Source organism: Chryseobacterium elymi, assembly GCF_003385495.1.
Lineage (GTDB): Bacteria > Bacteroidota > Bacteroidia > Flavobacteriales > Weeksellaceae > Chryseobacterium > Chryseobacterium elymi.
Map to the genome: position 1 here is coordinate 300,297 of NZ_QNUH01000003.1, position 13,409 is coordinate 313,705.

The window sequence follows — 13,409 nt, forward strand, 5'->3', positions numbered from 1 at the left end:
TTAAGTTGAGGGTGAGAGCGTTGAGAGTCAGAGTGTTTTAGAGTGCCTGGGTTGTAAGTTTATGAGATATGAATATGTGTTATGAGTAGATTTTTTTAGTATAATAGAATCTTTCAGCTTTTTCACATGTCAATTCTCTTACACTCAAAACTCTCCCATACTCCTACTCTAAAACTCTCCCACGCAAAACTCCTCTCACTCAATAAACGGGTATGTTTTCAGAGTCAGGAATTCTTCAAATTTTTCTGAGAAGATCAGTTCATTGAAAAGTTCTTTGGCTAAATTGAATTTTCCGTTTTTGAAACGCTGTTCGCCTACATATTTTTCGATATGTTCTATTTCTTCAGCCTCCCATTGAAGGATCATTTCACGGGTCAGGGCAAGACCGTTGTTCAGCTTGGCTTCGTTTTTCAGCCATTGCCAGATTTGTGTCCTTGAGATCTCAGCAGTGGCAGCATCTTCCATCAGATTGTAAATAGCAGCTGCACCGGTTCCCATCAGCCAGCTTTCAAGGTAAAGAATGCCTACATTGATGTTTTTTCTCACTCCTTTTTCGGTAATTTCACCTTGTGGAACTTCCAGCAGATCGGTTTCTTTGATATGGTATTCAAATTTTTTATCGATCTGATTTTCTTCCGGCATATATTGGTCAAAGACATCTTTTGCAACAGACACTAAGGCAGGATGCGCTACCCAGGTTCCATCATGACCGTTCTTCACCTCACGTTTTTTGTCATTACGCACTTTTTCAAAAGCAATACTGTTGGCTTCATAGTTATCTTTTACAGGAATTTGTGCAGCCATTCCTCCAATGGCATGAACGTTTCTTTTATGACAGATCTCAATCACTCTTTTTGAATAAGCGCTCATAAACGGAGAAGCCATTGTTACCTGATCTCTGTCCGGAACCATAAATTCGGGAAGGTTTCTGAATTTTTTGATGAATGAAAAAATGTAATCCCATCTTCCGCAGTTCAAACCCGCGCTATGTTCTTTTAATTCGAATAAAATTTCATCGATTTGGAAGGAAGCTGTGATCGTTTCTATTAAAACGGTAGCTTTTATAGTCCCTTCAGGAATCCCCAGGTAATTTTGGGCAAAAACAAACACTTCATTCCACCAACGGGCTTCTTTATAATGTTCTAATTTCGGAAGGTAGAAATAGGGACCACTCCCGTTCTTCAACAAGTGTTCAGTGTTGGAAAAAAAATAAATTCCAAAATCTGTCAGCGCGCCTGATGCTTCTTCGCCATTGATCCCGATATGCTTTTCCGGAAGATGGAGTCCTCTTGGACGCACCTGAAGCACAGCAGTTTTTTCATTAAGCTGATAAGACTTTCCATTTTCAGCAGTAAAATCTATCTTACGCTGCACTGCATCTGCAAGATTAATCTGTCCCTGCATGCAGTTTTCCCAGGTTGGCGAATTGCTGTCTTCAAAGTCAGCCATAAAAGTTGATGCCCCGGAATTCAATGCATTGATGATCATTTTCCGGTCTACAGGTCCTGTGATTTCTACTCTTCTGTCTAACAAATCGGCGGGGAGTGGCGCGCAGCTCCAGCTACCGTTTCTCACTTCTTCAGTTTCAGGCAAAAATCCGGGAAGATTTCCTGAATCAAAAAACTGCTGTGTTTTTTTTCTTTCTTCTAAAAGCGTTAATCTTTTTGGGTTGAAATTCTGATGAAGAGCTACCAAAAAATCTGTTAATTCCGGAGTGAAAATTTCTCCAAACTGCTTCTGTGCTTTTATTTTCAATTGAGTTTCCGTTTCCATAACCTGTTGATTTTGTGATTTGATATTACAAACATAAATAAAAATATTCACAATTAGCGAACGTTCGCTAATTATTTTAAAAAATTATTATGCGAATAATCGCATTCATTTTTCTATATTTGATTATGCATTCAGAAAGTGATTTTATCAAAACCGTGTTCGGATTGAAGCTGAAACAGCTGAGACAAAAGAAAAACTGGTCTCTGCAGGATCTTGCTGTAAAGACAGGACTGTCGAAATCTTATTTAAATGAAATTGAAAACGGAAAGAAATATCCGAAGCACGATAAAATCATTCAGCTTTCGGAATCACTGGGGTCTACTTTTGATGAACTGGTTTCTACCAAGCTGGATAAAAGCCTGGCTCCTTTTAATGAAATTCTGCAATCGGATTTTTTCAAGGAAGTACCGTTGGACCTTTTTGGCATCAGTAAAAATAACCTGATCAGCATTATCAGCGATGCTCCCAAAAAAGTTACTGCATTTATCAATGCATTGATTGAGATCTCCCAGAATTATAATTTGGGCAAGGAACGTTTTTATTTTGCCGTACTCAGGTCTTTCCAGGAGCTGTACGATAATTATTTTCCCGAAATTGAGGAAAAAGCTATGGAATTCATCAGGGAAAACGGGCTGGATATCAGTAAAGACCTGAGATCTTCTGTTTTGGAAAGCATTCTTACTGAAAAATTTAATTACAGCATAAGATCTGAAGATTTTGAACAGTTCGGCACGCTGGATAACCTGCGTTCTCTTTTTATTCCTGAGCAGAAGCTTCTCCTTCTGAACCGGAAACTTGAGAAAGATCAGAGAACATTTATTCTGGCTAAGGAGATAGGATTCAATGTCCTGGAATTAAAAATCCGTCCGAACACATATTCATGGCTGGATTTCGGGAGTTTTGAGGAAATTCTGAACAATTTTTACGCTTCGTATTTCGCCGGAGCTTTACTGATCCCAAAACAACAGACTATTGGAAAAACCACAGAGTTTCTCCTTCAGCATACCTGGGAGCCAAAAAGCTTTGAGGAACTGATAGCAAGCTTTACAGATTCTCCCGAAACTTTTTATTACAGGCTTACCAACCTGCTTTCTTCTGAATTGGGCATTAAGGATTTGTTTTACCTGTGCCTGGTTAAGAAAAAGAACTCGGATAAGATCCAGATCTTAAAGGAACTTCACCTCAACCATCAGCAGGCTCCTCATGCCAATGCAACCAACGAACATTACTGCCGAAGATGGATCGCTGTAAAAAACCTGCATTATTTAAAGGAAAATGAAACCCTTACGGATGCCCAGATTTCGCATTACAAAGATCAGGGGGTCAGTTATCTTGTTATCTCAACGTCACAGAAAAATCCTTTTTCAGACGGAAGCAACAGAAGCTACTGCCTGGGAATTTTATTAAATACGCAGACTATAAAAAAGATCGGTTTTATAAAATCTCCGACTTTAAAAACAATCAATGTAGGGGTTACGTGCGAATCCTGCAGTATTCCGGATTGTGAAGTAAGGCAGGCGCCGCCGGTCCGGCTGGAAAAGGAGCACTTTAACCTGAGTATGAAGAATGCAATTGAGAAGATCAGGAAGAAGTTGATCGTTGATCGTTGATAGTTGATAGTTGATAGTTGATAGTTGCAAAATTAAAACTTGAAATCTAACTTCTAATCTCTAGTTTCTAACTTCTTATTTAAAAGACACACAAATGATATTAGATTTATTTTTTCCTAACCGATGTATTGAATGCAACCGGATCATAGATGCGGATCTTTTGGTCTGCAATTTATGTTTTGAGCAAATTCATTTTACTCACTTCGATTATTTCAGTGAAAATATCATCAAAGAAAAATGCAGACTTCTGTTTCCAGTTGAAAACACTTATGGACTGATGAAGTTTGAAGAAAATGGACTGAGCAGGAAACTTATCCATGAACTGAAATATAAAAGCAGGGAAAATGCGGGTAAAACTCTTGCTGAATGGACTGTGGAACGTCTGGACTTCAAAGATGAAAAACCCGATATTTTAGTATCTGTTCCGCTTCATCCCAAAAAATTAAGGGAAAGAGGCTACAACCAGCTGCATTTATTTACTGAGACTTTGTCCGGATTTTATCAGATCCCATTCGACCATGAATTGATTGAAAGAAATCACTATTCAAAAGCACAGGCTTTAAAAGATAAGAAACACCGCCTGGAAGCAGTAAATCCTTTTTCTCTTTCGAAACTGATTTCCGGAAAACACGTGCTTTTAATTGATGACGTTTTCACTACCGGAAACACCGTATCATCCATTGCCTGGGAGATTTTAAATGCGGGAGATAACAAAGTGAGTGTTTTGGTGATGGCAGTGGATGCGTAATAAGGGGTTTGAGGGGTTTAGAGTTTGTTTTAGAGTCTTAAAGGAAGGAAAATACAGTTTAGGGATTCCAGGTGGGGATGTCCGTGATTTACGTGGTTATTAAAAAACCAGCACTCTTACCCTCCAAACCCTAAAACTCTCAAACTCTATAAGTCTCCCACACAATACTTTTCTCCTCCGATTCTTTTTCTTAATTTTCCGGTAAACTATTGATCATGAAAAATCTGCTTTTGTTGCACGGCGCGCTGGGACACATTGATATTTTTAAGCCTTACGAAAAGGAGCTGTCAAAGTATTTCAATATTCATACGCTTTTATTTTCCGGGCACGGAAATACAGAACTACCGGAAAATGCTATCAGTATTGAAAAGTATACTGAGGAAATAAGGAATTATTTAGAAAAAGAAGATTTAAGGGATGTCTGTATTTTTGGACACAGTATGGGAGGTTATGCAGCCCTTTGCTGTGCGCTAAGGTATTCTGAAAGAATCAATTCCATCATGACTTTGGGTACAAAATTCGACTGGACTGAAGAGCAGGCTTTAAAGGAAAGTAAAATGCTTGATCCGGAAGCTATTCTTTTGAAAGTCCCAAAATATGCTGAGCAGCTGGAAAATCAGCACGGTGCAAAATGGGAAGAGCTATTGTCTGCCATTTCAAAGATGATGGTTTCGCTGAGCAAAAATCCACCCCTGAACGAAAGCAATCTTTGGGCTATTAACATTCCTGTACAAATCATGGTTGGAGACAAGGATAATATGGTGAGTATAGAAGAAAGCGTAAGTACTTACCGAAATATTCCGAATGCAAAATTGGCCATACTTCCGGATACCAAGCATCCTATGGAAAAAGTACGGCCCAATTTATTATTTGATCTGATGAAAGATTTCTGGAACCTTTCTTAGAAACTGTTTAAATTTTTAAAATCTCGCTGATTTGGCAGATTACGCAGATTTTTATAACTGAAATACATATGCTACCTCGTCCTAATCTTCGAGAGAAATATTTTTCTTCAGTATTATTTCTGCATAATAATTATTGAATACAATTTAAACGGGCTCTTAGTATTTATCGTTGTAGCTTTTCACCGTAGCTTAAGTCTCCGGCGTCACCAAGTCCTGGGGTAATGTACCCTTTTGAAGTCAATCCTTCATCGATGGCTCCTACCCAAATTTTTGCATCAGGATAAGCTTTTTCGATGGTCTCCACTCCCTGTCTGGAGGCTATTGCCGCTACAATATGCAGCTGGGTTGGTGTTCCGTTGGTCAGAAGGTCTTTGATAGCCTCAATTAATGAAGCCCCTGTTGCCAGCATGGGATCTGCTACAATCAGTGGTCTTCCTTCTATATTCGGACAGGTAAGATAATCCTGTTTGATGGAGAAGTAATCATTGGCATCGTGCTTTCTGTAAGCAGCCACGAAACCGCAGTCTGACCTGTCGAGATAACTCAGAATACCTTCAAACAAAGGAACGCCAGCTCTCAAAATAGTGGTGATCACCGGCTGAACGGCTATTTCCTGGACTTTAATTTTATCTAAAGGTGTTTGAATTTCTACTTCTTTATATTCCAGTTCTTTGCTGATCTCAAAGGCTGCAATTTCACCAATACGTTCCATATTTCTACGGAATCTCATTCTGTCATGCTGGATGTCTATATTCCTAAGCTCATTGATCCAGGAGTTTATTAAAGAAGACTGTTTTGAAAGTTCTGTTACCATAGTCAATTTGATAATATAATGATGTGATGATTTGGTAATATGTTGATGTGATGATTGTTGAATCGATTACTGTTTCTTGGCTGTTGAGATTATTTTAGATAATAATTTCTGAATACTTAATAACTGTATTTTTAAAGCCGGGTCAAAGTTATAATTTTCAGAGTTTTCACAAAGCAATAACCAATATTCCGTCTCTTTTACTTCTTTATCTGCGATTTTCAGCTTGTGGATAAAGTCTGCCCGGCTTTCAGAACTCTGTGCTTCAAAAATATTAACTCCAATCGATGTTCCTGATTTCATGAGCTGGTTTGCAATGACAAACTTTCTGCTAATCTCAAGTAATTCAGTATATTTAATGATGTCCAATGAAAACCTGATACTTAAATCTAAAATTTCATTCTTCTTTTCCATATCTTAATTGACATTAGCACATCATCAAATTAACTTATAGCAAATATCTTATTTCTGTCTGAAATACACTTCAATAGGAACTCCGGTAAATCCGAATTGTTTTCTCAATTGGTTTTCTGTAAATCTTTTGTAAGGTTCTTTTACATACTGAGGGAGGTTGCAGAAAAATACAAACTGCGGTGATGGCGTAGGAAGCTGTACACAGTATTTGATTTTAATATATTTCCCTTTGTTGGCCGGTGGCGGAGTCTGCTCAAAAATAGGAAGCATTACTTCGTTTAATTTTGAAGTTTTGATCTTTTTCTTACGGTCTTCGTATACAACCATGGCCATTTCCACAGCTTTCAGGATTCTCTGCTTCGTTAATGCTGAAACAAAAAGAATTGGAATATCACTGAACTGACCGATCTTCTCTTTAATTGAGTTTTCAAAATCCCTAACGGTGTTGGTTTTCTTATCTTCAATAAGATCCCACTTATTCACAACGATCACAATTCCTTTTCTGTTCTTTTGTGCTAAACCGAAAATATTCATATCCTGAGATTCCCAGCCCAGCGTTGCATCCACCATAATGATCACAACATCTGAAAATTCAATAGAACGGATAGATCTCATTACGGAATAGAATTCCAAATCTTCATTTACTTTAGATTTTCTTCTCATTCCGGCAGTATCGACTAAAACAAATTCATATCCGAATTTATTATAAAGGGTCTGGATACTGTCTCTCGTAGTCCCTGCAACATCAGTTACGATGTTTCTTTCTACATCAAGTAAAGCATTTGTTAATGTAGATTTACCAACATTGGGACGGCCTGCGATCGTAATTTTCGGCAATCCTTCGAAAGGATCTTTATAATCTGTTGTAGGGAAATCTTTCACGATATCATCCAGAACTTCTCCTGTTCCGGAACCTGTAGCTGAAGATAAAGTGTAATATTTTTCAATTCCTAACTGATAGAATTCAGTAGCGTTAACTTCTTCTTTGGCAGAATCTACTTTATTGATAACGATATAAACGGGTTTGTTTGATCTTCTAAGAAGTTCATGAATTTCGTAATCGGTATCAGTAAGGCCTTCTTCTACATTCATCATAAATATAATGGATGTAGCTTCATCTATTGCCAGCTGAACCTGCTTACGGATCTCTTCTTCAAAAATATCATCCGTTCCTACATCATATCCGCCGGTATCTATAACTGTAAAATCTACTCCGTTCCAGTCGGATTTCCCGTAATGACGGTCTCTGGTAACACCAGCTGTAGAATCTACGATGGCTTCTCTTCTTTCTAGTAAACGGTTAAAAAGTGTGGATTTTCCTACGTTGGGACGCCCAACGATTGCGACAATATTTGACATAAAAATGTTTAATAAATGAAATTATTAATGGGTATCTCCAACTTTTGGAGCCCAATTTTTTTGCAAAGATAAGATTTTATTATTTAGCTGATGAAAAAGTACAATTTCTGAAATAATTTCTTACCTAATCATCATCCTTCTATTCAATTAAAAATCATACAATTATGGTAAATAAGGCTTTTTCTATTATTAATCCTCAAAAAAATATTTTTTCAGTTAAATAATTTTTTATAATTTCGCGCCACCAAAAATAAGCAGACCTATAGTGTAACGGTAGCACTCCGGTTTTTGGTACCGTCAGTCGGGGTTCGAATCCCTGTGGGTCTACATTTTAAAAGCAATCTTCTGGTTTACAGTTGATTGCTTTTTTGTTTTGGTTAAGTCTTGATCAAGCCTTGATATTTATCTTTATCTGGATTCCATATTCATAACTAATTTTGTAGTTGATTTGTTGGAGAGCTTTTGATTTTAAAATTTCTTATTATCAAAAGTTAAAAAGATGTGTAGTTTACAAGAAAATACTGTAGATAGTAAGCTTACTAATGCTTTACAAGGTGTATAAAACAAAAAAACTCGCAAAATGCGAGTTTTTGTTTATTTATCAGCTCAAAGTTGCAAACTTTGCGCAGCGGGATTTTTATTTATCTGCCACACGATACAATCGCGGGAGCGAGGTAAAGCTAGCCAAGGCTTTTGGCGTTAGCGTGGATTTTATTTTAGGTGAGGGATTAAATGCTGATTATGATAAAGAGATGATTAAACGTCTTGATGAAGTGGAGAGTCTCCCGGAGGATGAAAAAAAACGGATATTCGATTATATGGATCTCATTATCAGAGATTATAAAACTAAGAAAAATTATAAATAAGTAAAAACCCGCTCAATGAGCGGGTTGGGTGATTAAAGAGTGATTATTTTATATAATACAATCCTTTGAGATTTTCTGTAGTATATAAATCATAAATTCCATTTTTTGCGTCCGTGCATATTTGAGTATTATCTTCATAATTGTAACACATAATATCTATCAAATTAACAGGCGACATTTTCACCCCGTTTATAACAGGAGTTTGAGAGCTTCTGGAATGTAAATTCAAATTATAATTATTTCCTATTTTTATCTTTTTATAGTGTTTTGTTGTATGTTCTTTTTTAGACACTATTTTAAAAATGGAAGTATTCTTTTTTGCATAAATCAAATAATAATTATTAATAGAATCTACCTTATAAATAGTATATGTAGGCAAAACATTTTTGACATGTTTGTAATTATTGCATGATGTCAACGCAAAGAAAATCATTAATACTATACTTTTTTTCATAATAAACTTTATGGGTATGTCATTATTACTGTTCCATTTGTCAAAGTGTAATCAACTCTTGCTGCCCCTTGATATGTATTTATTCTATTACCATTAGCATCATAAACATTTTCGTTAATTTGGAGATTTTGAGGAGTAGCAGACGTATGTGCATTCCAATATTGACTATTTTTTTTGAGATCAGGCAAAGGACCATTTAAATCAGGCCTTCCAGATGGAGGTGAAGCATCTAAGCCAGTATTTTTTGTTGTTAATCCTGCTTGATAAGATTCAGTCACTTCATGCAAAGTTAATGATCCATTAGTTCCCGCTGAATTATCAGCAGTACTTAAAACAGTCGGATTCACTTCTTGATATGTATTTACTATTTTACTTAAAGATGTACCATCTCTATTTAATAAAGAACTAGTTTTTGTTCCCATAAAAGCACCCCCAATATACAAGTTCCCTGTTGAAGTAACTTTTGTATTCTCTGCTGTGACATTAACAGTAACGGAACGATCATCAATTGCATTAACTAATTGCTGAGCATCTCCCGATAGTTTCGCATTGGGATTATTTTGTGTATAGGATTTTTATCCATATTCAATGTTAATTCAGAACTAACAGACTTTTGCAACTCATTAAGAGCTGCTTGAGATTGAGAGCCTTTAATAATAACATCATAGTTCTGCCTACCATCAGGATCAACAAATCTGATTGGATTATTGTAAGCATACGTATAAGGAGACCAACGTCTGGAAATTTCCGCTTTCATATCAATGACACCCCATCTACCCAAATCCGGCATATAAAATCTCGCTCCATAATCGTGCATTCCCGTCTCTTGCAATTCCTTGCCGTTGTACTTATACTTATAAGAAGGATTTCCTGTTAATACATTATACCCTTCATGCTTCAATCCAAACGGGTAATAGTTACTTTCTTCAATGATCTCTATTCCTGCTCCATTCGTGGCATAACTTAATCTTGTATTTCCCAGATGGTCAATGTAATTATACACATATTTTCCGGTCTCAACATTAAAATATCCTTCTGCCGTTGGGAAGAATTTCAATGCAGAATTTACATACTGGAAGCCATCCAAATAATCGGTTGTTTCTGTTCCGAAAACCTTTTTTACCTTCACACCGTCTGCTCTGTAAATATAATCGGTTACTTTGGAGTTTTGGATAACTTTTCCTGGTAAATTTAGATAATTATATTGGATGGAGGAATATAATTATTAACCAGTTTATATATATAAAAGGCTGTCCGAAAAGTTTGGACAGCCTCAATTTTTGCTGATTTTATTCGTACCCCTATACAGGAGGAGTATATAAATATCCGAATCTCAGAAGGTGTTACCGACTTTTAGGACACTCCCTTCTTAATTATTATTTTTTTTTCTACTTTTTATCTTGAAGTAGTATAAAACCAACTTATATAAGATAAACCATAAAATTAAAAAAACTATGGTTTGCAATATGAATATTGATAAAAAGGAGACATCAACCATAACTAACCCAAATAATAAAATATTAACAGGATAAGTAATTATTACTAGTGGTGTCCAGAGTGTACTATTATAATCGAAGCCGAACAAAGCGTATTCTGGGAAACTAACCAAAACAGCTAAAGTCCCTAACAATACATATATTAAACTAAATAGCATTGTCCCGAATAAAATTTTATTTCTTTTCATATATTATTTTAATGATGGAAATGTTAAAGCTTGTTTCAAAATACTTTTTAAAGTTTGCCTTTTAGGTTGAGAAAAGGAATTCAATCCCCTTCCTAATATTTTTGCTTGTATCATAAGTTTAGTATTTCCTTCTTTTCTATATTTCTCCTCTAGTTTACCCATACTATCAACAAAACGGTCATCTGCTTTAATTGTAGCTGTATTATTAAATAATGCATCCGCTCCTGTAGCTCCTAATTTATCATAGTCCTTATCGTGAATAAAAGCTGGAACTTCTATTTCAGTTGGTGGTACTGAATAATCGGATTCACCATTATATTTTCTTGGGTTTTTCCCCCCCGGATAATTATAACCAAATAAATTTTTATTTAAGGTTTCTGGATTTAATTGGTCTAAATTGACTTTTCCATCTTCTAGTGTAGAATATAAAGTTTTCGCAGCGGATTCGCTAAGCTTTGCATCCTTATAATTATTATTAACATAACTTAATAATGTACTAGCATTATCTCCTTTTTCTTTTATTAAATTACCTTTCCCATCCTCACGCCAATCAGGTGAGTTTCTAGAGGAATTTGACATTGAATTTCTTAGTTGTAAAAATGCAGCTTGAGCATCCACTCCGGTATAAGTGGTTCCTGATGTTGTTTCTTCAATACCTCTCCCGTCAGGGTCGATAAATCTTATAGGATTATTTACTGCGTAATTATAAGTAGAGTGTCTACGATACTGTTCCGCCAGCGGATCCACAACACCCCATCTTCCAATATCCGGCATATAGAATCTTGCGCCATAATCATACATTCCCGTTTCCTGCAACTCCTTGCCGTTGTACTTATACTTATAAGTAACCTCGCATTTTGCGAGGTTTTTTTATCATCAAAGGAACGAGCGAGACTCTCGCACCAGCAGGGGGATAAATCTAATTATTTAGCATATTTATAATCTTGTAAAACTAAAACACTATAGCCTTTGTAACCATAAATATCAGAATAATTAATTTTTATTATTAAAAATTTCTGGCTCTTCTCCAATATTTCTATTGACTTAATTCTTTCAAAATGACTTGGATATGATCCAGTTGCTGACACAGCCTCAAAAAGCCTGTCGTTTTTCTTAATTAAATTAAAAGATCTAAAAACACCAAAATTATTTTTAGTAGAAACAATTTCTTTATTCTTTTTATTTAAAAATAAAAATGGTTTATATGAATTAGATTCAGTATCGTATAATTTTAATGCATTTGAATCTGAACTGTATTGTAGAACTTCCTTTCGCATCTCGTTAAGATCTGGATTAAAATAATCAACTACTGCCTGATTATTCATTTCCCCATTTATTATTATTGATTTTATATCACTAATTAAGATTGGAGAAAAAAGTTTTAAATCTTGACCTCGAACAAAATTTGCACATATTAATACTAAGAAAAATAAAAGTTTATTTTTTTTCATTATATTTTTTTTCATTTAGAGTTCTCAAAACTTTAGTTAATTGATTTTCAAATTTATCCATAGGAGAATTAGGCCTCACATATCCTTTAAAAGTCGATTCACCAAAATTTTTATGATCTTTATCGGCATCTCCAGTTCTATCTTCTATATGTGCTTTAAATTCATGATAAACAATTTTTGTTAAGTCTGATAAATTATACTCTGATGTTACTGTTTTTCCTGAAGACGTTACTTCTGATTTTGAATAACTATCTGAGGCTTCATTTGGGAAAAAAGATTCATTGATTGCCATCAAATGAACTTGTTTATCTCCTGATTTTGATATATCTACTCCATCAAAACTTTCCATTGCTGAATAAGTTTTTCCAATATCATTTACTTTACCATCTTTAACAAAACTCTCATCACCTGCCAAACTATATGTTTCTGCTCCAGTCCTCGAATCTTTAGAAGAAAAAGTACTTGATTTTATATAAACATCATCCGTTTTACTAGTTCCATACTTATCCCATATTCTTTTTCCCTCTTCTGTTTTATACATCAAATCTTTTGAAGCTTTAAAAGAGCCATTTTCGGTTAAGATAATAATATCTTTTCCTTGTCTTCCGTCAGGATCTATAAACCTAATCGGATTATTGAAAGCATAATTATAAGGACTATGTCTTGTCATCTTCTCCGCCAGCGGATCCACCACTCCCCATCTTCCCAGGTCCGGCATGTAAAATCTCGCTCCATAATCATACATTCCAGTTTCCTGAAGCTCCTTCCCGTTGTACTTATAGCTTTTATATCCACCCAGAAGTCCTTTGTTTCCACCAATATGGTTTAACCCAAAAGCATAATAGTTGTTGGTATCTGTAATTTCAACAGCTCCTTCGCTATTTTTAGCATAACTAACCCTTGCATTTCCTAAATGGTCTCTGTATTGGTAAATATAACGGTTTTCTATGAAACTGTAAAACCCTTCTGAGGTAGCTACAAAGTCCAATTTCCATGTAGCTGGCAAGGTAGGAAAGCCAGGGTCTATAATTATATCTTTGAATGCCTGTTGCTCATACGCTACATCAGTCCTGCACCATGTGCATTGCTCAACGTCAGTAAAATCATATTGGAAACCATCCAAATAATCTGTTATTTTATTTGTAATTGTTGTATTTCCTCTCCCGCCAGGTTTGAAGTAGGTTTTCCGGAGCTTTGTTCCATCTGCACGATACAAATAATTAAGGCTGAAGCTGACAGCAATACCAAAAGGATTTAATTGAGAAATTTGAAAGTCATTAGGTAAATTCAAATAATTGTAAGCAATAGTCTGAATACCTTTATCTTTCATAGTG

Annotated in this window: 13 protein-coding genes, 1 tRNA gene and 1 pseudogene; 5 read left to right on the forward strand and 10 right to left on the reverse strand. The window is 35.5% G+C overall.

Going from position 1 to position 13,409, the window contains the following annotated elements:
* Window positions 1-195: 195 nt before the first annotated feature.
* The gene (aceB, locus tag DRF60_RS05330) at window positions 196-1,773 is read right to left on the reverse strand and encodes a malate synthase A (RefSeq protein WP_116011060.1); all 1,578 of its coding nucleotides are present in this window, start codon (window positions 1,771-1,773) and stop codon (window positions 196-198) included.
* Window positions 1,774-1,898: 125 nt separating this feature from the next.
* On the opposite strand from aceB, the gene DRF60_RS05335 reads away from it, so the two are divergent.
* The 3 genes from DRF60_RS05335 to DRF60_RS05345 all read left to right on the forward strand — a co-directional run bounded on the left by DRF60_RS05335 (window position 1,899) and on the right by DRF60_RS05345 (window position 5,036).
* Entirely contained in the window at window positions 1,899-3,383 is a 1,485-nt protein-coding gene (locus DRF60_RS05335; protein ID WP_116011061.1) for a helix-turn-helix domain-containing protein, read from the forward strand.
* A gap of 94 nt (window positions 3,384-3,477) precedes the next feature.
* A complete protein-coding gene (locus tag DRF60_RS05340) occupies window positions 3,478-4,131 on the forward strand; it encodes a ComF family protein (RefSeq protein ID WP_116011062.1) in 654 nt (217 codons plus the stop codon).
* Between the two features lie 215 nt (window positions 4,132-4,346).
* Window positions 4,347-5,036 carry an alpha/beta fold hydrolase gene (locus DRF60_RS05345; RefSeq protein WP_116011063.1) on the forward strand — a complete coding sequence of 230 codons (690 nt, stop codon included), beginning with the start codon at window positions 4,347-4,349 and terminating at the stop codon, window positions 5,034-5,036.
* A gap of 163 nt (window positions 5,037-5,199) precedes the next feature.
* On the opposite strand, the gene upp is transcribed toward DRF60_RS05345, so the two are convergent.
* From upp to der, 3 genes are all read right to left on the reverse strand, one after another.
* On the reverse strand, window positions 5,200-5,850 hold the full coding sequence (gene upp / locus DRF60_RS05350; protein ID WP_116011064.1) for a uracil phosphoribosyltransferase: 651 nt from the start codon (window positions 5,848-5,850) through the stop codon (window positions 5,200-5,202).
* A gap of 66 nt (window positions 5,851-5,916) precedes the next feature.
* Complete coding sequence (locus DRF60_RS05355) at window positions 5,917-6,261, reverse strand: four helix bundle protein (protein WP_116011065.1); 345 nt, start codon at window positions 6,259-6,261, stop codon at window positions 5,917-5,919.
* 48 nt (window positions 6,262-6,309) lie between these two features.
* On the reverse strand, window positions 6,310-7,620 hold the full coding sequence (der, locus tag DRF60_RS05360; RefSeq protein ID WP_116011066.1) for a ribosome biogenesis GTPase Der: 1,311 nt from the start codon (window positions 7,618-7,620) through the stop codon (window positions 6,310-6,312).
* A 256-nt stretch (window positions 7,621-7,876) separates the two neighbouring features.
* Between der and DRF60_RS05365 the strand changes: the two genes are divergently transcribed.
* Window positions 7,877-7,947: transfer RNA gene (locus DRF60_RS05365), tRNA-Gln, on the forward strand.
* A 263-nt stretch (window positions 7,948-8,210) separates the two neighbouring features.
* The gene (locus tag DRF60_RS05370) at window positions 8,211-8,486 is read left to right on the forward strand and encodes a hypothetical protein (protein WP_185144572.1); all 276 of its coding nucleotides are present in this window, start codon (window positions 8,211-8,213) and stop codon (window positions 8,484-8,486) included.
* 43 nt (window positions 8,487-8,529) lie between these two features.
* Here the strand turns inward: DRF60_RS05370 and DRF60_RS05375 are convergent, their stop codons facing one another.
* The 6 genes and pseudogenes from DRF60_RS05375 to DRF60_RS05405 all read right to left on the reverse strand — a co-directional run.
* Window positions 8,530-8,940: a hypothetical protein gene (locus DRF60_RS05375; RefSeq protein ID WP_123902635.1), complete on the reverse strand. Its 411-nt coding sequence runs from the start codon at window positions 8,938-8,940 to the stop codon at window positions 8,530-8,532.
* Between the two features lie 8 nt (window positions 8,941-8,948).
* Window positions 8,949-9,362: a hypothetical protein gene (locus DRF60_RS05380; RefSeq protein ID WP_116011068.1), complete on the reverse strand. Its 414-nt coding sequence runs from the start codon at window positions 9,360-9,362 to the stop codon at window positions 8,949-8,951.
* A 95-nt stretch (window positions 9,363-9,457) separates the two neighbouring features.
* The gene (locus DRF60_RS05385) at window positions 9,458-10,069 is read right to left on the reverse strand and encodes an RHS repeat domain-containing protein (protein ID WP_394337441.1); all 612 of its coding nucleotides are present in this window, start codon (window positions 10,067-10,069) and stop codon (window positions 9,458-9,460) included.
* A gap of 1,212 nt (window positions 10,070-11,281) precedes the next feature.
* A pseudogene (locus tag DRF60_RS21535) lies at window positions 11,282-11,467 on the reverse strand (RHS repeat-associated core domain-containing protein); the annotation flags it as partial.
* A gap of 80 nt (window positions 11,468-11,547) precedes the next feature.
* Complete coding sequence (locus DRF60_RS05400) at window positions 11,548-12,075, reverse strand: hypothetical protein (protein ID WP_123902636.1); 528 nt, start codon at window positions 12,073-12,075, stop codon at window positions 11,548-11,550.
* On the reverse strand, window positions 12,062-13,409 hold a 1,348-nt coding region (locus DRF60_RS05405; protein WP_317125817.1), incomplete at its 5' end, for an RHS repeat-associated core domain-containing protein. The genes DRF60_RS05400 and DRF60_RS05405, both read right to left, overlap by 14 nt.

Coding starts and splice junctions, on each gene's coding strand:
- DRF60_RS05400 (WP_123902636.1), bottom strand. CDS start 12,075: ATGAAAAAAAATAAACTTTTATTTTTCTTAGTATTAATATGTGCAAAT.
- DRF60_RS05335 (WP_116011061.1), top strand. CDS start 1,899: ATGCATTCAGAAAGTGATTTTATCAAAACCGTGTTCGGATTGAAGCTG.
- upp (WP_116011064.1), bottom strand. CDS start 5,850: ATGGTAACAGAACTTTCAAAACAGTCTTCTTTAATAAACTCCTGGATC.
- DRF60_RS05375 (WP_123902635.1), bottom strand. CDS start 8,940: ATGAAAAAAAGTATAGTATTAATGATTTTCTTTGCGTTGACATCATGC.
- DRF60_RS05355 (WP_116011065.1), bottom strand. CDS start 6,261: ATGGAAAAGAAGAATGAAATTTTAGATTTAAGTATCAGGTTTTCATTG.
- DRF60_RS05345 (WP_116011063.1), top strand. CDS start 4,347: ATGAAAAATCTGCTTTTGTTGCACGGCGCGCTGGGACACATTGATATT.
- DRF60_RS05380 (WP_116011068.1), bottom strand. CDS start 9,362: ATGGGAACAAAAACTAGTTCTTTATTAAATAGAGATGGTACATCTTTA.
- aceB (WP_116011060.1), bottom strand. CDS start 1,773: ATGGAAACGGAAACTCAATTGAAAATAAAAGCACAGAAGCAGTTTGGA.
- der (WP_116011066.1), bottom strand. CDS start 7,620: ATGTCAAATATTGTCGCAATCGTTGGGCGTCCCAACGTAGGAAAATCC.
- DRF60_RS05340 (WP_116011062.1), top strand. CDS start 3,478: ATGATATTAGATTTATTTTTTCCTAACCGATGTATTGAATGCAACCGG.